The organism is Actinomadura madurae (assembly GCF_900115095.1).
GTDB classification, from domain to species: Bacteria; Actinomycetota; Actinomycetes; order Streptosporangiales; family Streptosporangiaceae; genus Spirillospora; species Spirillospora madurae.
The window spans coordinates 1,196,984-1,217,748 of record NZ_FOVH01000001.1 but is presented as its reverse complement, the minus strand read 5'-3'; the positions used below and the strand labels follow the sequence as shown (position 1 = coordinate 1,217,748).

Below are 20,765 nucleotides of genomic sequence, written 5' to 3'. Positions count from 1 at the left end.
CGGCTTTCCTTCTGGGCTCCAGCACTTTGACATGGAATCGCGACACCGCTCAATGCGTTCAACCGCGGCCCTGAATGCACCGCCATTCGTCGGCTAATCGCCGGACCACACCGGGTCGCGCTTTTCCGTGAACGCCCGCACGCCTTCCGCCGCGTCGCGGCTGCGCCTGCGGCGTTCCTCCCAGACATAACTGGACGAGAATGCCTTTTCGAGGGGCATGTCAACCGATCGGAGAACGCTCTCCTTGAGGGCCCGCACGGAGAGCGGTGCGCTGCCGGCGATGCCGTCCGTCCATTCCGCGACGCACCGGTCCAGATCCGCGTAGGGCACGACCTCGTTGACCAGGCCGTACCGCAGCGCCGTCGCGGCGGTCATGCGCCGGCCGGTGAGCAGGTATCCCATCGCGATCTTCAGTGGCAGCTGCCGGGCCAGCCTGAACGCGCCGCCGGCCCCCGGGACCAGGCCGAGCGTCGCCTCGGGCAGCGCGAAGACCGCCTCCTCCGACGCGATGATCAGGTCACAGGCCAGCGCCAGTTCGAAACCGCCACCCACGGCGTATCCGTGCACCCGTGCGATCACCGGCTTCGACAGCGTGAACCGCTCGGTCAGCCGGGGCCACCCGGGCTGCCCCCGGCTCCCGAAGGTGGTGGGCGCCACGCCCTCCTCGGTCAGCCTGGCCCGCTCCTTGAGATCCTGCCCGGCCGAGAAGGCCCGGTCGCCCGCCCCCGTCAGAACGGCGACCCGCACACCGTCATCGGCCTCCACGTCGTCCCACACGGCGCCCAGTTCCTCGTGCGTGCGCAGGTCCATGGCATTGAGCACCTCGGGCCGGTCGAGGGTCACATACGCGACGTGCCCGCGCTTCTCGTAGCGCACCCGAGCACGGTCCTCGCGTGAGGACCCCAGAGCGGTCATTGCGACGCCCCTTCCGAAACGGTCAACTGCGTCGTTGCGCCACTTGGACGGGCCCGCGGGGATCGCCCGCCGACCAGGTCCCTCGCGACGTCCGCACCGGCCTCGGGGCCTTACAGTGCGTCGATGAGCGCGCCGCTGACGGTGTCGGCGTCCGCCGGGAGCCGGGTCACGCGCTCAACGGAGGAGGCGACCACCTCCTGGGCCTTGAGCCCGTTCCCGGAGATCACGGCCACCACCGACTCCTCCGGGGAGATGATCCCTGCTCTGGCCAGTCGCCTCGCCGTCGCGACCACGACGCCACCGGCGGGCTCGGTGAACACGCCCTCCGTCGAGGCGAGCAGCCCGATGCTTTCGACGATCTCCTCGTCGGAAATGGCGGAAGCCGATCCGTTGGACCTGCCGATCAGATCCAGGGCCACCTTTCCATCGGTGGGGTTGCCGATGGCGAGCGACTTCGCCAGCGTGTCGGGGACACAGGGCCGCACCGCGGATTCTCCGTGCTCGAACGCGTCCGCGACCGGAGCGCATCCGGCGGCCTGCGCGGCATGGATGCGCGGCCCGCCGCCGGCGGCCGTCATGCCGAGGCGGCTCATCTCCTCGAAACCATGGGCTATCCGGGTGAGCAGCGTCGCTCCCGCCACAGGCACGATCACGTTGGACGGCTGCCGCCAGCCGAGCTGTTCGACCACTTCGTAGGCGATCGTCTTGGCGCCCTCGGCATAGAACGGGCGCAGGTCCAGGTTGACGAAGGGCACCACCCCCTTGAGGGCGAGCTCCCGGCAGATCGCGTTCACCTGGTCGAACGTCCCCTGCAGCTGGAAGATCTCGGCGCCATGGACCGAGCTCACGACGTTCTTGGCCGGCTCGATGCCGTCGGGGTAGAAGACGACGGCGCGCATGTTCGCCGCGGCGGCGAGCGAGGCCAGCGAGTTGCCGACGTTGCCCGTGGAAACGCAGGCGACGGTCGACGCGCCTCGTTCGAACGCATACTGAAGGGCCATGGCGACGACTCGATCTTTGTACGAGAAGGATGGCCAGTTATAGCAGTCGAGCTTGAGGTAGAGATTCTCGAGACCGATGAGGCCGCCCAGTCGACGCGCGTGAACAAGTGGCGTCCATCCAGTATGGAGGCCGATGGTCGGCAGAGGCCCGACCGGCAGTAGCTCGCGCATCCTGTATATATTCCTGGGCCTCTCGCGCAAGGCTTCGGCATCCATCACGACGTCGTCGATCGGCGGGCTGAGGGTCGTGCTGCATTCACCGCACAGCCAAGGAACCTCTGGATTCGCGGCCACACCATGCCGTCGACAGACCAGAACTTCTTTGTTCATGACGAAATCGGCGTTCAGCGGCATGATTCTCCTTCGAAAAGCGGCTTCCGGGCATTACAACCGACCCGCGCGCAAACCGTCAAGGAGCGACTATGAAGCCGTCAGCGGCGGACGGCCGAAATGACGACCCGCGGATTTTCGTCCAACAGGGCCGGGGTGTGCGTCGCCTCTGCCCTGAGCACCTTGGCGGCCTCTTCACCGAGTTCCTCGGAGATCGCCTCCCAATTGCGCAGGATGGCCTCGTGCACGGCGATCTCCCGGTCCCGCGAACCGGTGGGACGCTTGGTGATGTCGGTGAATCCGGCTCTTTCGAGAAAGAAATCATAAGGCAGGTGAACAGGTTCCCAGCTGGTGAACACCAGCCGGCCTCCGGGACGGAGCACCCGTGCCAGCTCGCGGAACGCGCCCGACTTGTCGTGCACCATCCACAGCGCGTCGACACTGACCGCTCCGTCGAAGCCTCCGGCGGGCAGGCCGGTGTCCGTGGCGCTGGCCACGTGGAAGCCGGCCCGGGACGCCATGCCGAAGCCCGCCGCCCGATCCGACGCGGCGGCCACCGCCTCGGCGATGATGTCCACGCCGACCAGGGGGACATCGAGCTCGCGCGCGATCCAGAGACCGGGGCCGCCACGGCCGCAGCCGACGTCGAGCAGCCGTGTCGTGCCCGACTGCGCCAGGGTCTCCGCCAGCAGGCGCAGGTCGCTCAGAGTGACGAAACCGAAGGGCTCCACCTCGGCGGGGTAATCGCCGCCCAGGATCTCCCGGTAGATGGACTGGAGCGTGGAGCCCCGGCTCTGATTGGCCAACACCGAACGGTAACGGTCCTCACTGGTGGAGAGTGGTATCTCAGCGGCACACATCGAAGCATGCTGCACCGGATGTCCAACCACGGCAACGCGTCAGTTGAACACAAGCCTTTCCCTCCGCCAATGGAACTCTGTGGCATCGCTGAGTGGGCGAATTCTTTCTCGGCCATCGCGCCGTCACCGTCCGGGCGGATCAGGCAGAGACCATCCGCGGTCTCGAAGTTCGGCGATCAGGCGCGGAGCCGATTCCGGGTCCACCGACAGTTCTGCCACGCCGACCGGCCGGCCCTGCAGATGCTCGATCGAGACGTCCTCGATGTTGATCCCCGCGACCCCGGCGGCCTGGAGGATGAGGGCGAGCTCGCCGGGGCGGTCGGCGACGAGGACGGTGACGGTCGTGAGCCGACCGGCCGATCCGCCGCGCTTGACCGGAATCCGGTCGCGGCCGGTGACGCCCCGTGTCAGCAGCCCGGCCACCGCCGGCTCCCCGCCGGCGCGCGCCCGCAGCGCGGAGGCGACCCTGGCCAGGTCGTCCGACACCGCCTCGATCACGTCGGCGACCGGGCCGGCATTGGCCGCCAGGATCTCCTGCCAGAGCGCCGGCGCCCCGCCGGCGATACGGGTGACGTCGCGGGCGCCCTGCCCCGCGAGGCCGACCATGCCCTCCGGTGCGTCGGCGAAGCGGGCCGCCATCGCGGACGACACCACGTGCGGCGCGTGCGAGACGAGCGCCATCGCCCGGTCGTGCCCGGCGGCGTCGATGCGGACCGGGGTGGCGCCGCACCCGGTGACGAGGCTGGTCACGGCCTCCACGGCCGCGGGGTCGGCGCCCTCCGCGGGGCACAGCGCCCAGGGGCGGCCGTCGAAGAGCTCGGGCCGGGCGGCGAGCGGGCCGGACCGCTCGCTCCCTCCCAGCGGGTGCCCGCCGACGAAGACCCGCAGGTCGCAGCCCAGCCGGGCCGCCTCGGCCAACGGCGGGACCTTGACGCTCGCCACATCGGTGTACGCCGCGGCCAGGCCGCGCTCCTGAGCGTCCAGCAGGGTCCTCGCGACCGCCGAGGGCGGCACGGCCAGCACGGCGACGTCGGCCGACTCGCCGCTCCACGGGGCTCCGGCCCCCAGCTCCGCGGCGAGCCCGGCGACCGCCGGATCCCGGTCGATCAGCAGGACCTCCGCGCCGACCCGCCGCATGGCCAGCGCGATGGAGGTCCCGATCAGCCCGGTCCCGATGACCGTGATCCGCTTGAGCGCCGGCCCGAGCCGCTCACCGTCCGGAGCGCGTCGCCCGTCGTGACCGATGATGGGGATATTCACGCGCCACCTCATTGGTGCCAATCTCGCCGGACGTGGTCGGCGACAATAGCCGCAGCACCGTTCAACCGTGCCCGCGCGGCGTTTGAACACCTTCATGCCGCACCGCCCCCGCATCATCCACCCTTGACGCCGTTTAGGCATTCCTGAAGGATCGCGAGGTCAGATAGGGGAGGCGACGGCCGCTCACCGGAAATCCAGACTTTCGAAGCCGGGCACTATAACTACTCCAAAACGCCTCCCTTCACCGCACGTAAGAGCCTTCTCCACCAGTGAAGAAGGCTCCACCAGGAAAGCCCGTCCCTGTGCCGGCGCCCGCGTCCTGGCCGCCGCCGGCGTCCGCCGTCAGGAGCGCGCCGTGCCGCGCGCTCCGCGGAGGCGCTCATCGACGGAGGAGCGGCCGTCCGCATCGCCGATGCGGACGAACAGCTCGCGCGCCTCCGCCCAGGCGGCCAGGGCCGCGTCGCGGTCGCCGGCGGCATCGCGTGCGTTCCCGAGGATGCGCAGGGCCCGCGCCAGATACGGAACCCATCCGCGCGTGCGCCACACCTCCACCGAACGCTCCAGGCACGCGACGGCGCCCAGAAGGTCCCCCTCCGCCATGTTCAACTCGCCGAGCACGCCGAGCCCGTCGGCCAGGTGGTGGCGGAAATTGCCCGCCAGGCTGAACGACAGCAGCCGTTCCAGCGTCGGCCTGGCCTGCGCGTCCCCGGTCGCGACGAAGAGCTTGGCGAGGTAGAGCAGCGAGAACGCCTCCACATAGCGGTCGTCCAGATCCCGCGCCATCACGATCGACTCGTCCAGCAGCCTCCTGCCCGCCTCGATGTCACCGCACAGGGCGCGGGCGGCCCCGAGGAACTGCACGATCGTCGCGACGAACCGCGGGTTGCCCAGTTCCTCGGCCACCACGAGCGCCTGCTCCAGGCACTCCAGAGCGCTCTGCGGGTCGCCCTCACCGTGCACGACCGCCGTGACGTGGAGGGCACGGGCCTCCCCGGCGACGTAGCCCGCCTCCCGCGCGACGCGCAGAGCACGCTCCGCCAGTTCCAGCGCCTCGCCGTCCTCGCCGTCGGCCACCCGGCCCCAGACCATCGCCACCATCGCGTCGACCGTCCCGGCCGCGTCGCCCAGCTCGGTGAAGAGGTCGAGGACCCGCGCGGCCATCGTTCGCATCCGGATCATCGCCGGGCCCGGCCCGACCGGGGACGTCCAGGTAAGGACCTCCAGCAGCCCGCGCAGCACCACCGCCTCACCCCGCCTGGCACCGGTCTCCTGGCACAGCTCCAGCACCCGCTCGTGCATGCGGCGCCAGTCGTCGTACAGGCCGCGGACATCGCAGTACCGCTCCAGGGAGGCCGCCAGGTCCCACGCGTACTCGGTGAACCCCAGGTCGGCGGCCTGCACGGCCGCCGCGACCAGCGCCGCCCGCTCCGCGCCGAACCAGTGCATCGGATCGGCCAGCAGCCGGCTCCGCTCCGGGGACGGCGGCGGGAACCGCGGGACCGGTCCGTGCATGAGGGCGTAGCAGGGCCCCGGCACCCGCTCCGCCGCCTCCTCGGCGAGCGCCAGCCACCCGCCCAGTGCGCGCCGCAGCGCCGAGGCGCGCTCCTCCTCCGGGATGTCGCGTTCGGCCAGCTCGCGCGCGTACAACCGGAGCAGGTCGTGCAGCCGGTATCTCAGCTCCCCCGTCTCGTCCACCCCGGCGACCCCCACGAGGTGCGCGTCCACCAGCGTTTCGAGATGGTGCCGCGCCGCGGGCGGCGGCAGGTCCGCCAGCGCGGCGACCGTCCAGCTCGCGAAGTCGGGCGCGTCCAGCAGCCCGATCAGCTGGAACGCGCGCCGGGCCGGGGCGGGGAGCAGCCGGTAGCTCATCTCGAACCCGGCCCGCACCTCGAGATCGCCGGCCACCAGTTCGTCGAGCCGGCGCCGCTCCTCGCGCAGGACGTCGGCCAGGTGCGACGGCCTCCAGTGGTCGCGGCCCACCAGCCGGGCCGCGGCGATGCGCACCGCCAGCGGCATGTGCCCGCACAGCCGCGCGATCTCGGCCACGACGTCCGGCTCGGCCGCGACCCGCCGCTCCCCCACGATGTTGGTGATCAGCTCCACCGCCTGCGCGGACGGCAGGACGTCGAGGTTCAGCAGCCTCGCGCCCTCCAGGCCGATCAGCCGGTTGCGGCTGGTGACGAGGACGGCCGCGTCCGGCGTGCCCGGCAGCAGCGGCCGCACCTGGGACTCGTCGGCGGCGTTGTCGAGCACGACCAGGATCCTTCTGCCGGCCAGCCGGCTCCGGTACAGCGCCACCCGCTCGTCCAGGGACGGGGGGATGCCCGCGCCGGACATGCCGAGCGTGCGCAGGAAGCGGCCGAGCAGCTCGGCCGGCTCGGCGGGCTTGGCCGAGTCTCCGTGCAGGTCCACGTACAGCTGCCCGTCCGGGAAGGCATCCGCGACCCGGTGGGCGACGTGCACGGCGACCGTGGTCTTGCCGACCCCGCCCAGCCCCGAGATCGTGGTGACGGCCACCGCCCGCGGCCGGGAGACCCCCGCGGTCCCGACGAGGCTCTCGACCAGCTCCGCCACCTCGGCCGTCCGGCCGGCGAAGTCGGGGATGTCGGGCGGGAGCTGGGCGGGCGGCGGGGCCCCCGGAGGGGCGGCCGCCGTGCCCGGCTCATCGATCGTGCCGTCGGCCGACAGGACGCGCATGTGCGCGCGCTGAACGTCCCGGCTCGGCTCGACGCCCAGATCGTCGGTGAGCCGCTCGCTGAGCCGCCGGTAGATCTGCAGGGCCTCCGCCGGGCGCCCGCTCGCCGTCAGCAGGTCGATCAGCGCGGCGTGCAAGGGCTCGTCGAAGGGGAGCTCCTCGATCAGCGCGCCGACGGCGCCGACCGCCCCCTCGGGGTCGCCCGACTCCAGGGCCGCGGCGGCGAGGGCCATCGCCGCCTCGCGGATCTGGTCCTCAAGACCGCGGACCAGCGTGTCCGTCCGGTCGATCCGGGAGAGGCCGGCCAGCAACGGCCCCTTGCGCTCGGCGAACGCGGCCGTGAGCGCCCGGTACCTCCGCTCGGGCGCGGACAGGGAGCGCGCCTCGTCGGCGAGCGTCAGGAACCGGCCGAGATCGGACCGGTCCGCCGGGCAGTGCAGCAGATACCCGTTCCGGTAGCTGACCTCGATCCGATCCGGCCGCCCGGTGTGGAGGGACGCCGCCCATTTGCGCAGCCGCGACACCCCGACGTGCACCGATTCGCGGCTCGTCTCCCGGACCCGGTCGGTCCAGACGAGCTCGGCGAGCCGGCCGGTGGCCAGCGGCTCGCCCCGCGCCAGGACGAGCACGCCCAGCAGCCCCCGGAGGACCGGAGAACTCGGCGGGGCCACCTCGTCGCCGTCCACACTGACGGCGAGCGGCCCCAGGACCCGGAAGAAGACACCCTCTGCACCCACGCCTCGACATCCCCGTCGACCATCGACCAGAAGTCGCCCGCCACAGCCGTCTCAGCGAAGCAGCGAACGCGAACAACACGCGGGGTGAGAACGCATAAGAACATCCCGGACACGCCCGGTGAGCCGATTCGCGCAACACTCGGGCGCGCCCCGGCTCCGGCCGCAGAGAGAACACAGGAGCACATGAGCAGTCCGATCCACGTTTGGGAGCGACCGCGGACCGCGGGTCGCGAACAGCAACAAGACTTACGCGTACACCAGAAATGCAATTGTCGAAGACCACTTGGCGGGGAGCTCGCGCACGACAAGAGGTTCCTTCCCTGCGATTTCACAGGTCCCGTACCCTCGGCGATCTAGATGATCTCCGTATTTGAACGTAGCACAACCCATAGGCGGTCCTCACCCCCTTACTCGTGCCGATTCGGCCGTACTCCGCGCACGGGCGTCCGGCCCCCGAGTACCGCCCCCCGCGCCACCGCCGGCCACCCGGGGACCCACCACGGCCGCCACGGCCGACAGGCTGTGAACTCCTGCGTCACCGGAGACGGCCGCCGGTTCAGGTGAGCGGTCGCGGCACCTGGACACAGCGCGCCGCCCCACTTTCCCGCACATGCGCACCGTGTTCAACGAACACGCGTGGACGCCTATCGTCGGCGACCTTAAAGTCGAGTCCGCACCGGCCCCCGTAGCCCAATGGCAGAGGCAGTCTCCTTAAAAGGGACCATTTGTCGGTTCGACTCCGACCGGGGGTACCCATTTCTTTCAGCACGGCCACCGAACGGCTCGTCCGGACGACGAACGCGCCAGCGAGGCGCACCCGTCCGCTGGGAATCCCGGAACGTTCGTCGGCCATCAGGTCCGGTATGCAACGGCCCACCGGCACGGTGGAAACGATTCGTGCCGCAGCGGTGATGTGCGGTGAGGCTCATCCTGGAGCGCGCCGGATTACCAGGCGGCCGTTAATGCCCTCGGAATCATCGATGACGCCAAAAGCGGGCAGCGGAAACGTCTGGGCCGGGCACGGCGCGGTGCTGGTGGTGTGGCCTACAATGACGGTCCGGCTGGGCCGCCCCCCAGAACCAGTCCTCTGACCTGCTCAGACGTGGTGAGGCGATCGCGAGCCGGGCAGCGGACGAGGCGGTGAGGATGCCGAAGGAGCGTCGGTCCGTTCTCCGCCGTGCGCTGCGCATCCTGGACGTCTTCGAGGACGCCGCGGACGGGCTGAGCCTCTCGGAGATCAGCCGGCGGTCCGGCGTCCCGCTCACCACCACCCATCGCATCGTGGGGGAACTGCACGAGTGGGGCGCGCTCGAACGCGACGACTCCGGTGCCTACCGGATCGGGCTGCGGCTGTGGGAGGCGGCCTCTCTCGCGCCGCGGTCCGTGGGCCTGCAGCGCGTCGCTCTGCCGTTCATGCAGGATCTCTTCGAGACGACGCACCGCGGCGTGCACCTCGCCGTGCGGGAGCAGGACCAGGTCGTGTTCGTCGAGCGGTTCGTCAGCCCCGAGGTGGCCGGCGACCGGCCCCGCGTGGGCGGGCGCTACGCGATGCACGCCACCGCGGTCGGGCTGGTGCTGCTCGCGCACGCCCCGCTGGACATGCAAGAGCAGGTCATCGGCGGGCCGCTCGCGAGGTACACCCCGCACACCTGCACGAGCGCCGGCGAGCTGCGCAGGCTGCTCGCCGGCGTCCGGCGGTCCGGGTACGCGATCAGCGACCGGCAGATCAACCCGAAGTACTCCTCGGTGGCCGCGCCGATCCATGGCCCCGCCGGCGGCGTCGTCGCGGCCCTCTCGCTCATCCTGCCCTACGAGGAGTTCAACGGCCCGAGCGTGCCGCATCTGGTCCAGGCCAGCGCTCGGGGGATCTCGCGGGCGCTGGGAGCGCCCCGGGGCCGGACCGGTCCACACTCCTCTTCCGATATGCGGAAAGGCGGGTAGTCGCCGCGGCGATGGGGAGCGACCCTCAGTCCGTCGGCCGGGGGGTGTGACCTGGCCAGATCGGACTTAGGAGGGGTTCGTGCCCGTAACCGAGTTCACCTCATCCGCCCTCGACCGCCGATCGTTCCTCATGATGGCCGTCGCCGCGGCAGGCGCTCCCCTGCTGGCGGGGTGCGGTTCGGGCGCCGCCGGTTCGAGCGGCGGCAAGAAGACCACGTTCCTGAGCTATCTGCCGCTGGAGACGCTGTCGCTCGCGCCCGAACTGCTCGCGGTCGCGGGCGGCCACTTCGCCAAGCACGGCCTGGACGTGAAGCTGCAGCCGGTCAAGGGATCGCCCCAGGCCATGCAGACGCTCCTGGCCGGCATCTCCCCCATCACGCGTGTGGGCCAGATCGACGTGATGACCGCGGTCGCCGACACCGGCCAGCCGCTGGTCAACATCGGCACGCTCAGCCGCGGCTCGTCCTTGCGCTTCGTGTACAGCAAGAAGAGACATCCGCTGGCCAAGCCGCAGGACTTCGTCGGCCAGACGATGGGCGTCCCCTCCGAGGGCGGGACGAGCGACAAGGTGGTGTCGCTGGTGCTCGCCAGCGCCGGGATCGACCCGAAGCAGACCAAGCGGCAGGTCGTCGGCCTCACCCCTGGAACGTTCAATCTGGTGGAACAGGGCCGCATCGTCGGCTACGTGGTCAGCGTCGACACCGCCAACCTCCTGACGTCCAAGAACTCCGACGTCGGCCTGTTCGATCCCGGCAAGTACGTCAAGTCCGACCAGCAGGTCTATGTCACGACGAAGGACGCCGCCACGAAGGACGCGCAGACCCTCACGTCGTTCATGGCCGGGATCCACGACGCGGTGGCGGCGATGGTGGCCGACCAGTCGCTCGACGAGACCGTCAAGAAGCTGCGCGACGAGTACTCCTTCGCCTCCCTCAACGACGACAAGGTCGCCAAGGCCAGCTTGACCATGCTGCGGAACTCCTGGACCGGCGGGGATCCGAGCAAGCCGCTGCTCGTCACGGACAAGGCCGTGTGGACGGCCGGATACAAGGAGCTCACGTCCGCCGGCGTCGCCAAACCCGGCGGCGATGCCCCCAGCTGGTTCGACAACGGCCTCCTGCCCAAGACGTGAACCAGATCGACTGGAGGAAGCGGATGACCAGGCACAGCGCCAGGACGCTCGGGGAGAGCCGGGCCGAAGCGCCGCCGGGCTCGTCCCCGGAAGGGAAGAAGGGGACGGCGGCCAAGCTGGAGCTGATCGGGATCGGCAAGGAGTTCCGGAGCAGGCGGACCACCACGCAGGCCCTGTCCGGCATCGACCTGACGATCAGCGACGGCGAGTTCGTGTCGGTGATCGGACGCTCCGGGTGCGGCAAGACGACGCTGCTGCGCATGCTGGCCGGCCTGCTCGGGCCGTCCACGGGCGAGATCCTCGTCGAGGGCAGCCCGCTGTGGCACGGCTCCCGCGTGGACTCCTCCGTGGTGTCCCAGCTCGGCGTGGTGTTCCAGGAGGCCAACCTGTTCCCGTGGTACTCGGTCGCCGACAACATCTCGCTCCCGCTGCGGCTGCGCGGGGCCGGCAGGCGGGAACGGCGGGACCGGGCCCATGAGCTGGCCGAGCTGGTCGGCCTCGCCGGGTTCGAGTCGTCCTACCCCCGGGAGCTGTCCGGGGGGATGCGCCAGCGGGCCGCGATCGCCCGGGCGCTGAGCACCGGGCCGAAGCTGCTGCTGATGGACGAGCCGTTCGGCGCGCTCGACGCGCTCACCCGGGAGCGGATGAACCTCGAACTCCAGCGCATCGCGCTGGCCACCGACGCCACCGTCGTCTTCGTCACGCACGACATCACCGAGGCGGTCTTCCTGGGCGACCGGGTGGTCCATCTGACGCCGCGGCCCGGCCGGATCCGGCAGATCACGCCGGTCGGCTTCGAACGGCCGCGCGGCATCGACGTGCAGACCGAGCCGGAGTTCGGCGCGATCGTGCGGGGCCTGCGCCACGCGCTGGACGAGGAGGAATAGGGATGGGCAGGGAACGATCCAGGAGCCGGAGGATGCTGCCCTGGCTCAGCACGCCGCTCATCCTGCTCGCCTTCTTCGGTGCCTGGGAGCTGTTCGTCCGCGCCTCCGGCATCTCCGAGCTGGTGCTGCCCCCTCCGGCGAAGGTCTTCGAGAGCTTGCGGACCGTGGTCGGGGACCCGGCGACCTGGGGGCACGCGCGGACCACCGCGACCGAGACCATCGGCGGGTTCCTGATCGCGCTGGTCACGGGCGTCGCGGTGGGGGTCGTGCTCGGCAAGGTGCCCTGGCTGGAGCTCAGCCTGCGGCCGGTGATCGTGGCCTCCCAGGTCGTCCCCAAGGTCGCGCTGATCCCGCTGTTCGTGATCTGGTTCGGATTCGGGATGACCTCCAAGGTGATCATGGCCGCGATGCTCGCGTTCTTCCCGATCATGCTCAACGTGCAGCTGGGGGTCCGCTCGGTGGAGAGCGGCCAGCGCGAGGTCATGCGCAGCCTCAACGCGAGCCGGTGGCAGACCTTCACCCACCTGGAGCTGAAGAGCACCATGCCGTACGTCTTCGCCGGCATGGAGGTCGGCATCGTCTTCGCGATCATCGGCACGATCGTCGGCGAGTACCTCGGCGGCAGCGAGGGCCTGGGGTACCTGGTGGTGCGGACGCTCAACGAGCTGGACGCCCCCGCCCTGTTCGCGACGATCATCCTGCTGTCGGTGCTGGGGCTGCTGCTCTACTTCGTCGTCAACGGCCTGAAGCGGTTCTTCATCCCGTGGCACGAATCGGTCTACGGCCGGCAGGAGGTGAACCGGTGACCCGGCGGCTGCGCAGCGAGGTCCCGGACGGCAGCCCGCGCTGGGCCACCCGGCGCGCGCAGTGGCGCGCGCTCGGGCTGACCGACGCGGACCTGGACAAGCCCAAGATCGCGATCGTGAACTCCTCGTCGGGGCTCGCCCCGTGCTTCAGCCATCTCGACCCCATCGCCGCCGCGGTGAAGCGGTCGGTCGAGGCGGCGGGCGGCGTGGCGTTCGAGATCCGCACCGTCGCGCCGACGGACTTCATCATGAGCGCCGGCCGCGCCGGCGGCCACGTCCTGTCGAGCCGGGACCTGCTCGCCGCCGACATCGAGGCCGTCGTCGAGGGCGCCCGGCTGGACGGCATGGTCTGCCTGGCCTCGTGCGACAAGACGACCCCCGGCCAGCTCATGGCGGCGGCCCGGACCGACGTTCCGGCCCTGGTCGTCGCCTGCGGCTACCAGAGCTGCGGACGGCTCGACACGGGCGAGCGGGTGGACATCGAGGAGGTCTTCCTGCGCGCGGGAAGTCTGAAGTTCGGCGGCATCACCTACGACGGCCTGTGCGAGATGAGCGCACGCGCGATCACCGGACCGGGCGTGTGCACCGGGATGGGCACCGCCAACTCCATGCACGTCGTCGCCGAGGCGCTCGGCATGACGCTGCCCGGCACGACGCCCGCACGGGCGAACGGCGAGACGATGTGGCGGGCCGTCGAGGCGAGTGGCGAGGCGATCGTCGGCGCGGTCCGCGAGGACCGCCGGCCCCGCACGATCATGACGCCGGCGGCGTTCGCGAACGCGGTGATGTCGGTGCTCGCGATCAGCGGTTCGATCAACTGCGTCAAGCACCTCCAGGCGATCGCCCGCGAGGCCGGCAGCGGGGTCGACGTCTACCGGCTGTTCGAGGAGTACGCCGGGACGATCAGGCCGCTGTCCGCCGTCCGCCCCAACGGCGAGGACTCCATCGAGGAGTTCGAGGACGCCGGCGGCGCGCTGGCCGTCCTCAAGCAGCTCGGCGGCGCCCTCGCCGGCGACGCGGTCACGGTCACCGGGGAGACGATGGCCGCCCGGACGGCGCGCGCGACGGTGCGGGACGAACGGGTCATCCGGCCGCTGCGCGACCCGCGGGCCGGCCATCCGACCGTCGTGGTCGTGCGCGGCTCGCTCGCGCCCGACACGGCCATCGTCAAGCTGTCGGTGACCGAGGACCGGCCCGCGACGTTCGAGGGCCCCGCCCGCGTCTTCGACGACGCCCCGTCGGCGATCGCCGGCATCGAGGGCGGGGAGGTACGGCCCGGCGACGTCCTGGTGCTGCGCGGGCTCGGCCCGGTGGGCACCCCCGGCATGGGCATGGCCTCGCAGACCGTCTTCGCGCTCGACGGCGCCGGCCTGACCGGGCAGGTCTCGGTGGTGACCGACGGGCAGCTGTCCGGGCTCGTCAACAAGGGCATCGTGGTCGGCGAGGTCTCCCCCGAGGGCGCGCTGCCGGGGCCGCTCGGGGTGGTCGCCGACGGCGACCGGATCGCGATCGACCTGGACGTCCGCCGCGTCGACCTGCTCGTCGACGAGCGGGAGCTGGCACGGCGGTACGCCGGACGGGAACGGCACATGGTCCCCGGGGACAGCTCCGGATGGCTCTCCGTCTACGCACGATCGGTCGAACCGCTGCCCCTCGGCGCCACCCTCCGCGGCAACGACCTCCCCACGTCACGCCCCTGACCGTCCCGCCCGCGCCGCTCCAGGACCCTCAGGAGAAGGAATGCCGCACAAGCTCACCGAGCTTAAGATCAACACCGTCACCAAGCCGGCCGGGAACCCGACCGAGGACCTCACCGCCGACGTCTGCGTGGTCGGGGCCGGCATCTCGGGCCTGTCCGCCGCCGTCGAGGCGCGCCGCCTCGGCCGGACGGTCGTGCTCGCCGACGCCCTCCCGCTCCTCGGCGGGCAGTGCGTGAACTCGATCATCGGGCTGTTCTGCGGCGTCTACGGCAACGCCCCGGAGTACCGGCAGCTCACCCACGGGATCTTCGACCCCATGTTCGCGGACCTGACCAAGACGGGCGACGTCCACTTCAACAGGGGCCACACGATGACCGTGGCCTACGACGAGGTCGTCCTCGGCCGGTGGGTCGAGAACCTCGTCCAGTCGCTGGGGATCCAGGTCGTGCTCGGCGCCTCGGTGCTCGACGTCGAGGCGGACGGCGGCCGGATCGACGCCACCACCTTCGCCACCCGGCACGGCCTCGTCCGCGTGCGCGCGACCGGCTTCGTCGACGCGAGCGGAGACGCCTCCCTCACCTGGGAGGCGGGCCTGCCCTGCCGGATCCCCGAGCGCACGGTGTGGGGTTCGCAGCAGATCCGGCTGGAGAACCTCCGCGAGGAGTTCAGGCCCGACCCGGACGAGCTGGTCGCCCGGATCGAGGAGAAGGCGACGGAGTACGGCCTGGTACGGCGCGACGGCCTGGCGTTCTTCTTCCCCGGCCGGAACACCGCGGTGATGAACATGACCCATGTCGAGGCGCCGCTTGAGGCCGTCCGGGCGTCCAGCGCGCAGATCGAGGGCAGGGCTCAGGCCGACCGCGTCGTGGAGTTCATGCGCAGGGAGTTCCCGAAGGCGTTCGGCGAGGCCAAGGTGCGCAGTTACGGCTTTCCCGGCCGCCGCCAGACGCGCTGGATCGCCGCCCTCCACCAGCTCTCGGTGGAGGAGGTCCGGTCCGGGTTCCGCTTCGAGGACGCGGTCGCCCGCACGGCATGGCCCATCGAGCTGCACGACAGGGCGGAGGGGTACGTGTGGGAGGTGTTCGACGCGGACCATGTGCACTACGTCCCGCTGCGGAGCCTGATCCCGGTGGGCGCGCACAACCTGGTCGCGGCCGGCCGGTGCGTCGACGGCGACGCCGCCGCGCTGTCGAGCGTCCGGGTCATGGGCCCGTGCGCGGCGATGGGGTTCGCCGCCGCCCATGCGGTCGACCTCGCCGGTGACGGCGGCGTCCAGCGGATCGACCCCGCCGAGCTGCGCGAACGCGTCCAGGAGAATGTCGATGGCTAGGAGGCGCCGGTGAAGCTGGCGGACGATGAGAAGGCGATGCTGGACGGTGCCGAGGGACCGGCGGTGGCCGCCGCGATGGACCTCCTGGTCCGGTACGGCGAGGCGCTGGGCGCCGACGGCCTCTGCGACATCCGCAACGTCGCCGGGACCATGACGCAGCCGTCGCCGGTGAAGGCCAGGCTGGTGCGCGAGGGCGGGTGGAACAAGGCGTTCTCGGTGATCAACCTGGACAGCGACGACGAGGTGGAGATCCCGCGCATGCGGGTGCCCACCTGCCAGTTGCAGCAGGGGTTCGGAGAGGACGCGCTCGGGGTGGCGCCGTACCCGGCGAACATGGTCGCGCTCCAGCGGGACGCCGAGTCCTTCTACGGCGCGCACGGCGTCAACATCCTCGCCACGTGCACGCCGTACCAGGTGGGGAACCTCCCGGTGCGCGGCGAGCACTGCGCCTGGATGGAGTCGTCGGCGGTGGTCTACTGCAACTCCGTCCTCGGGGCCAGGACCAACTGCGAAGGGACCGCGTCAACCGGGGCGGCCGGCCTGACGGGGAAGATCCCCTGCTGGGGGAACCACCTGCCGGAGAACCGGTACGGCACCCACCTGATCGAGTCCGCGGTGCCGGTCGAGGGGTTCCTCGACTGGGGGATGTTCGGGTACTTCGTCGGCGAGACCGTCCAGGAGAACCGCCCGGTCCTCACCGGCGACCTGCGCCGGCCCGACCTGAGCGACCTCAAGCATTTCGGCGCGGCGACGGCCTCGTCGGGCGGCGTGGAGCTCTACCACATCCCCGGCGTCACCCCCGAGGCGGCCACGCCGGAGGCCGCCTTCGGCGGGCGGGCGCTCCCGGAGAAGATCGTGTACGGCGAGCGCGAGCGTCGCGAGGTCTACCGGAGGCTGAACGACCAGGGCGAGTCCGCGGACGTCGACTTCATCCTGCTCGGATGCCCGCACGCCTCGCTCGACCAGATCGCCCGGACGGCCCGCGCGCTCGACGGAAGGAAACTGAACGCGGGCACCGAGCTGTGGATGATGACCCCGCGCGCGCTTCGCGAGGTCGCCGATCGCAGCGGCTACACCGAGATCATTCGCAGGGCGGGCGGGCGGCTGCTGACCGACTCGTGTCCGGCGATGTCCAGGTCCGCCCCCGAGGGCACGCGCGTGTTCGCCACCGACTCGGCCAAGCAGGCGCACTACCTGCCCGCGATCCTGGGCATCGAGGCATGGTTCGGGACCCTTGAGGAGTGCGTCGACGCGGCCGTCACCGGAACCTGGCGAGGAGAACTGACGTGATCATCGAGCTCCACGGCCGCGGCATCGTCCCCGGCCTCGCCGAGGGGGAGGCCCTGGTCTCGCACGAGACCATCTCGGGCTGGGGCGGCATCGACCCCGCGACGGGCACGGTGATCGAGCGCCGTCACGAACTGTTCGGGGTCTGCTTCACCGGCAAGGTGCTGGTCTTCCCGGGCGCCAAGGGCTCCTCGGGGTGGTCCGGCTTCTTCCAGAGCACCCGGCTGCTCGGCACGGCGCCGCTCGCGATGGTGTTCACGACGCTGTCCACCAAGTCGGCGCTCGGGGCGGTCGTCACCCGCGTCCCGGCCGTCTCCGAACTCGACCAGGACCCCGTGGAGATCATCCAGACCGGCGACCACGTCACCGTCGACGGCGACCGGGGAATCGTCACCGTGACGACCCGGCTCCCGCGGAACGCTTTCGAGGAGTGGAAGACTGCCACCATATAGTTTACTTGGGTGCAACTAGACCTGAACCTGCTGGTAGTGCTCAATGCCCTCCTTGAGGAGGGCAGCGTGATGGGTGCGGCCGAGCGGCTGCATCTGTCGTCACCGGCGGTCAGCCGCAGTCTGGGGCGGCTGCGGAAGCTGACGGGCGACGACATCCTGGTGCGGACGGGGCGCACGATGGTTCCGACGCCGTATGCGATGGCGATCCGGGACGATGTGCGCCAGTTGCTCAGCCAGGCCCATGACGTGCTCGTGCCGAGCGGCACGCTGGACCTCGGACAGCTGGAGCGCACGTTCACCTTGCAGTGCCACGACGGGCTCGGCGCTGCGCTGGCGCCGGCGCTGCTGCGCAGGGTGCATGAGCAGGCCCCGGGCGTGCGGCTCCGCATTCTCGCGGAGAACTCCGTGGACACCGACGATCTGCGGCGCGGCCGCGTCGACGTCGAACTCAGCCAGGACCGGCCGGACCGGCCCGAGTTTCGCTCCGAGACGCTCGGCTCCGATCCCCTGGTGGTGGCCATGCGGGCCGGACACCCCTGCGGCGAGCACCTCGATCTGCACTCGTACGCCGCGTACCCGCATGTAGTCGTTTCGCGGCGCGGCCGCCTGACCGGGCCGATCGACGAGGTGCTCGCCGCGGAGGGCCTGCGCCGGAACGTGTCCGCGGCCGTGGCGACCGGCACCATGGCGCTGCACGCGGCCAGCCGGAGCGACCTGCTGGTCACCACGACGGCGCTGGTCAGCCGCCCCCTCGTCGAGGCGTTCACCATGATCAGCAGGCCCTTGCCCGCCACCTTCCCGGCGGCCCCGATCAACTGCACCTGGCACCAGCGCTACGACTCCGACCTGGCCCACACCTGGCTCCGAGACCAGGTGCGGGCAGCGGTCACGGAGATCGCCGCCGATGAGCACTCCAGTTCCGGTTCCTGATTTTCAATTGCCCTCATAACACCACCATCACCAATTTCCCCGGCGATAACTTTTCGGCGCAACGCGGCAATCGCCATTCCGCTCGGGCGAGTGATTGCACGGCGGTAAATCGTCGGTTTACCAAGGCGCACTGGAGTTCGCGGACCGGCCGAATTAGAGTCACAGCCTGCCCGCCGGTCGGCGTGAACAGTCATCCGGCCAGACCTTCCTACGGATCGCGGAAACCCCATGGACCTTGGAAACGTACTGCTGCTGATTCTCGCCGGCGTGGTCGCCGGCGGAATCAACGCGCTGGCCGGCGGGGGCTCGCTGATCACGTTTCCCAGCCTGATCGTGACCGGTCTCCCCTCAGTCGAGGCGAACGTCACGAACTCGGTCTCGGTCTTTCCCGGCTACGTCTCCAGCGTGCTGGGCAGCCGCGCCGACCTGGCCGGGCAGTGGGGGCGGATCCGGGCGGTGCTGCCCGCCTGCGTCGCCGGTTCGGCGGCCGGATGCGCGTTGCTGCTGCTCACGCCCGCTCGCGCGTTCGAGCTCGTCGTGCCGTTCCTGGTGCTCGGCGCGGCCGCGGCGCTGTTCTTCCAGGAGCGCCTGCGCCGCCTGGTCGGTCACCCGCGTGCGCTCGGGCGCCGCCGCCGGACGGTCACCCTGCAGGTGGCCGTCCTCGCCGGCGCCGTCTACGGGGGCTATTTCGGCGCCGCGCTGGGCGTCATGTACGTCGCCGCGCTGGCCCTGGTGCTCGACGAGACGCTCAACCGGATCAACGCCGTCAAGAACGTCCTCACCGTCACCGTCGGCGGCGTCACTCTCCTGACATTCGCGCTCTTCGGCCCGGTCAACTGGCCCGCTGTTCTGATTCTGGCTCCCGCGACGGTCGTCGGCGGCTATACGGGGGCGATTCTGGCACGGCGCATGCCCGGCCGCCTTTTGAAGGCGCTCATCGTCACATTCGGCACGACGATCGGCACGGTCCTCTTCGTTCGAGCGCTCACCTGACGCCTATTTCATGGCCTACTTCACGAATTTCCAGACAGACGGAAAGGACCAGTCGATGAGGACAAGCTTCTGGAGCCGCACGCGGGCCCACGGTGGATCCGTTGACGAGATGCCGCTCGTCTCATGATCGACTGGGTCGAGCTCACCGAGTCGATGGGGACGTCCTGGTGGCTGTATCTGATTCTCATGTCCGTGTCCCTGCTGGACTCGTTCCTCCCGCTGATTCCGAGCGAGCCCGTCATCATCATCGCCGGCGTCTTCGCCGCCACGGGTTCCACCAACCTCACCCTGGTCATCGCAGCCACGGCCGTCGGCGCCTTTCTGGGTGACCAGATCCCGTACGCCCTCGGCCGGCGGCTGAGCGCCAGGGTGCAGAAGCGGCTTCCGGACGGCTCCAGACGGCGCGCGACGCACGACTGGATCTCCCGGCACCTGGATCTGCGCGGCGGATTCGTCCTGGTGAGCACCAGGTTCATCCCGGTCGGGCGCTACCTGGTGACCGTCACCACCGGAATGGTGCGCTACAACTACCGGCGCTATGTCCTGTTCACCGCCGTCGGAGGCACCGCCTGGAGCGCCTACACCGTCCTGACGGGCTATCTCGGCGGCGTGCTCTTCCAGGAGAACGCGCTGCTGGCCTTCCTGGTCGGGCTGGGGCTGGCCCTCGTGATGTCGGGCGCGATGGAGGTGACCCGTCGTGTTCGCGCCCGCGGCGGGGTGGCATGAACGGGGCCGGGACACTGCTCGACCGTATTCGGATCACCGACGTGGTCGCCAATCTCGCGCATGCTCAGGACTCCAAGGACTGGGAGCGTTTTCGGGATCTGTTCGCGGATCGGATGACGCTGGACCTGACCGGGCGGTCCGGCGAACCCGCCGAGGAACTGACGGCGGACGAGATGACCGCGAAGGCGCGCACCATCATTGATGGATTCGCCTGCACGCACCACGCCAGCTCCAATCTCCTCATCGAGGTTTCCGGCGCGACCGCGCGATGCCGGGCGCACATGGTCGCCTACCACCATGTCCCGACCCCGGGGGTCGACCATCTCACCATGCGGGGCTATTGGCAGCTGGACCTGGTCGACACGAACGGGAAATGGGTGATCCAGCGGTGGACGATCGTACGGACCGCGCCGTGGGAAGGAAATCCGGACCTTTACCGCATCGCACGTGAAGGAGCCTAGGTTGTTTTACGAGATCCGCCGTGAGACGGCGGTGCCGGGCCGCGGAAGGGAGCTGGCCCGGTGGATGGACGAGCAGGTGATTCCGCTGCACGAGGCGAGCGGAATGGTCGTCGCGGGAGCGTTCACCGATGCCGGCGACGAAGACGCCTTCGTCTGGATCCGCAGGTTCAGCAGCGATGCGGAACGCGAAGAAATCGTGGAGCGGGTGCACCGGGATCCGCTCTTCGAGTCGGCGATCAGGCCTCGGCTCGGGGAACTCATGGCCGGCGAAGCGGTGACCGTGCGTCTGGCGCCCACCGCGCACTCCCGGCTCGCCTGACGG

The 20,765-nt window shown here is 70.5% G+C and carries 18 protein-coding genes and 1 tRNA gene; 14 read left to right on the top strand and 5 right to left on the bottom strand.

What is annotated here, in order from left to right; translation table 11 throughout:
- Window positions 1–93: 93 nt before the first annotated feature.
- From dpgD to BM339_RS05770, 5 genes are all read right to left on the bottom strand, one after another.
- Window positions 94–915 (bottom strand): enoyl-CoA-hydratase DpgD, encoded by an 822-nt coding sequence (gene dpgD / locus BM339_RS05790; protein WP_052357648.1) that lies wholly within the window; start codon window positions 913–915, stop codon window positions 94–96.
- A gap of 110 nt (window positions 916–1,025) precedes the next feature.
- Window positions 1,026–2,270, bottom strand: a complete 1,245-nt coding sequence (thrC, locus tag BM339_RS05785; protein WP_083597276.1) for a threonine synthase — start codon at window positions 2,268–2,270, stop codon at window positions 1,026–1,028.
- Between the two features lie 77 nt (window positions 2,271–2,347).
- Window positions 2,348–3,052: a class I SAM-dependent methyltransferase gene (locus BM339_RS05780; RefSeq protein ID WP_075020091.1), complete on the bottom strand. Its 705-nt coding sequence runs from the start codon at window positions 3,050–3,052 to the stop codon at window positions 2,348–2,350.
- Between the two features lie 177 nt (window positions 3,053–3,229).
- Window positions 3,230–4,360: a prephenate dehydrogenase gene (locus tag BM339_RS05775; RefSeq protein WP_256255222.1), complete on the bottom strand. Its 1,131-nt coding sequence runs from the start codon at window positions 4,358–4,360 to the stop codon at window positions 3,230–3,232.
- Between the two features lie 348 nt (window positions 4,361–4,708).
- Complete coding sequence (locus tag BM339_RS05770) at window positions 4,709–7,798, bottom strand: AfsR/SARP family transcriptional regulator (protein ID WP_075020090.1); 3,090 nt, start codon at window positions 7,796–7,798, stop codon at window positions 4,709–4,711.
- A gap of 679 nt (window positions 7,799–8,477) precedes the next feature.
- Between BM339_RS05770 and BM339_RS05765 the strand changes: the two genes are divergently transcribed.
- From BM339_RS05765 to BM339_RS05700, 14 genes are all read left to right on the top strand, one after another.
- A tRNA-Leu gene (locus BM339_RS05765) sits at window positions 8,478–8,550 on the top strand.
- A gap of 394 nt (window positions 8,551–8,944) precedes the next feature.
- Window positions 8,945–9,739, top strand: a complete 795-nt coding sequence (locus BM339_RS05760) for an IclR family transcriptional regulator (protein ID WP_021593045.1) — start codon at window positions 8,945–8,947, stop codon at window positions 9,737–9,739.
- 79 nt (window positions 9,740–9,818) lie between these two features.
- On the top strand, window positions 9,819–10,871 hold the full coding sequence (locus BM339_RS05755; protein WP_218163569.1) for an ABC transporter substrate-binding protein: 1,053 nt from the start codon (window positions 9,819–9,821) through the stop codon (window positions 10,869–10,871).
- Window positions 10,872–10,894: 23 nt separating this feature from the next.
- Window positions 10,895–11,758 (top strand): ABC transporter ATP-binding protein, encoded by an 864-nt coding sequence (locus BM339_RS05750; protein ID WP_083597271.1) that lies wholly within the window; start codon window positions 10,895–10,897, stop codon window positions 11,756–11,758.
- 32 nt (window positions 11,759–11,790) lie between these two features.
- On the top strand, window positions 11,791–12,564 hold the full coding sequence (locus BM339_RS05745) for an ABC transporter permease (protein ID WP_021593042.1): 774 nt from the start codon (window positions 11,791–11,793) through the stop codon (window positions 12,562–12,564).
- Window positions 12,561–14,264, top strand: coding sequence for a dihydroxy-acid dehydratase domain-containing protein (locus BM339_RS05740; protein WP_075020089.1), 1,704 nt, complete (start codon window positions 12,561–12,563; stop codon window positions 14,262–14,264). The genes BM339_RS05745 and BM339_RS05740 overlap by 4 nt, the downstream gene beginning before the upstream one ends.
- Before the next feature lie 40 nt (window positions 14,265–14,304).
- On the top strand, window positions 14,305–15,594 hold the full coding sequence (locus BM339_RS05735) for an FAD-dependent oxidoreductase (protein ID WP_075020088.1): 1,290 nt from the start codon (window positions 14,305–14,307) through the stop codon (window positions 15,592–15,594).
- A gap of 9 nt (window positions 15,595–15,603) precedes the next feature.
- Entirely contained in the window at window positions 15,604–16,884 is a 1,281-nt protein-coding gene (locus tag BM339_RS05730; protein ID WP_075020087.1) for an aconitase X, read from the top strand.
- Window positions 16,881–17,333, top strand: a complete 453-nt coding sequence (locus tag BM339_RS05725; RefSeq protein WP_021593038.1) for an aconitase X swivel domain-containing protein — start codon at window positions 16,881–16,883, stop codon at window positions 17,331–17,333. The genes BM339_RS05730 and BM339_RS05725 overlap by 4 nt, the downstream gene beginning before the upstream one ends.
- Window positions 17,334–17,342: 9 nt before the next feature.
- Complete coding sequence (locus BM339_RS05720) at window positions 17,343–18,263, top strand: LysR family transcriptional regulator (protein WP_075020086.1); 921 nt, start codon at window positions 17,343–17,345, stop codon at window positions 18,261–18,263.
- Between the two features lie 228 nt (window positions 18,264–18,491).
- On the top strand, window positions 18,492–19,256 hold the full coding sequence (locus BM339_RS05715) for a sulfite exporter TauE/SafE family protein (RefSeq protein WP_075020085.1): 765 nt from the start codon (window positions 18,492–18,494) through the stop codon (window positions 19,254–19,256).
- 123 nt (window positions 19,257–19,379) lie between these two features.
- Window positions 19,380–19,982 (top strand): DedA family protein, encoded by a 603-nt coding sequence (locus tag BM339_RS05710; protein WP_075020084.1) that lies wholly within the window; start codon window positions 19,380–19,382, stop codon window positions 19,980–19,982.
- Window positions 19,979–20,443, top strand: coding sequence for a nuclear transport factor 2 family protein (locus BM339_RS05705; RefSeq protein ID WP_075020083.1), 465 nt, complete (start codon window positions 19,979–19,981; stop codon window positions 20,441–20,443). Before BM339_RS05710 ends, BM339_RS05705 begins: the two co-directional genes overlap by 4 nt.
- A gap of 64 nt (window positions 20,444–20,507) precedes the next feature.
- The gene (locus BM339_RS05700) at window positions 20,508–20,762 is read left to right on the top strand and encodes a hypothetical protein (RefSeq protein WP_220126851.1); all 255 of its coding nucleotides are present in this window, start codon (window positions 20,508–20,510) and stop codon (window positions 20,760–20,762) included.
- Window positions 20,763–20,765 lie beyond the last annotated feature (3 nt).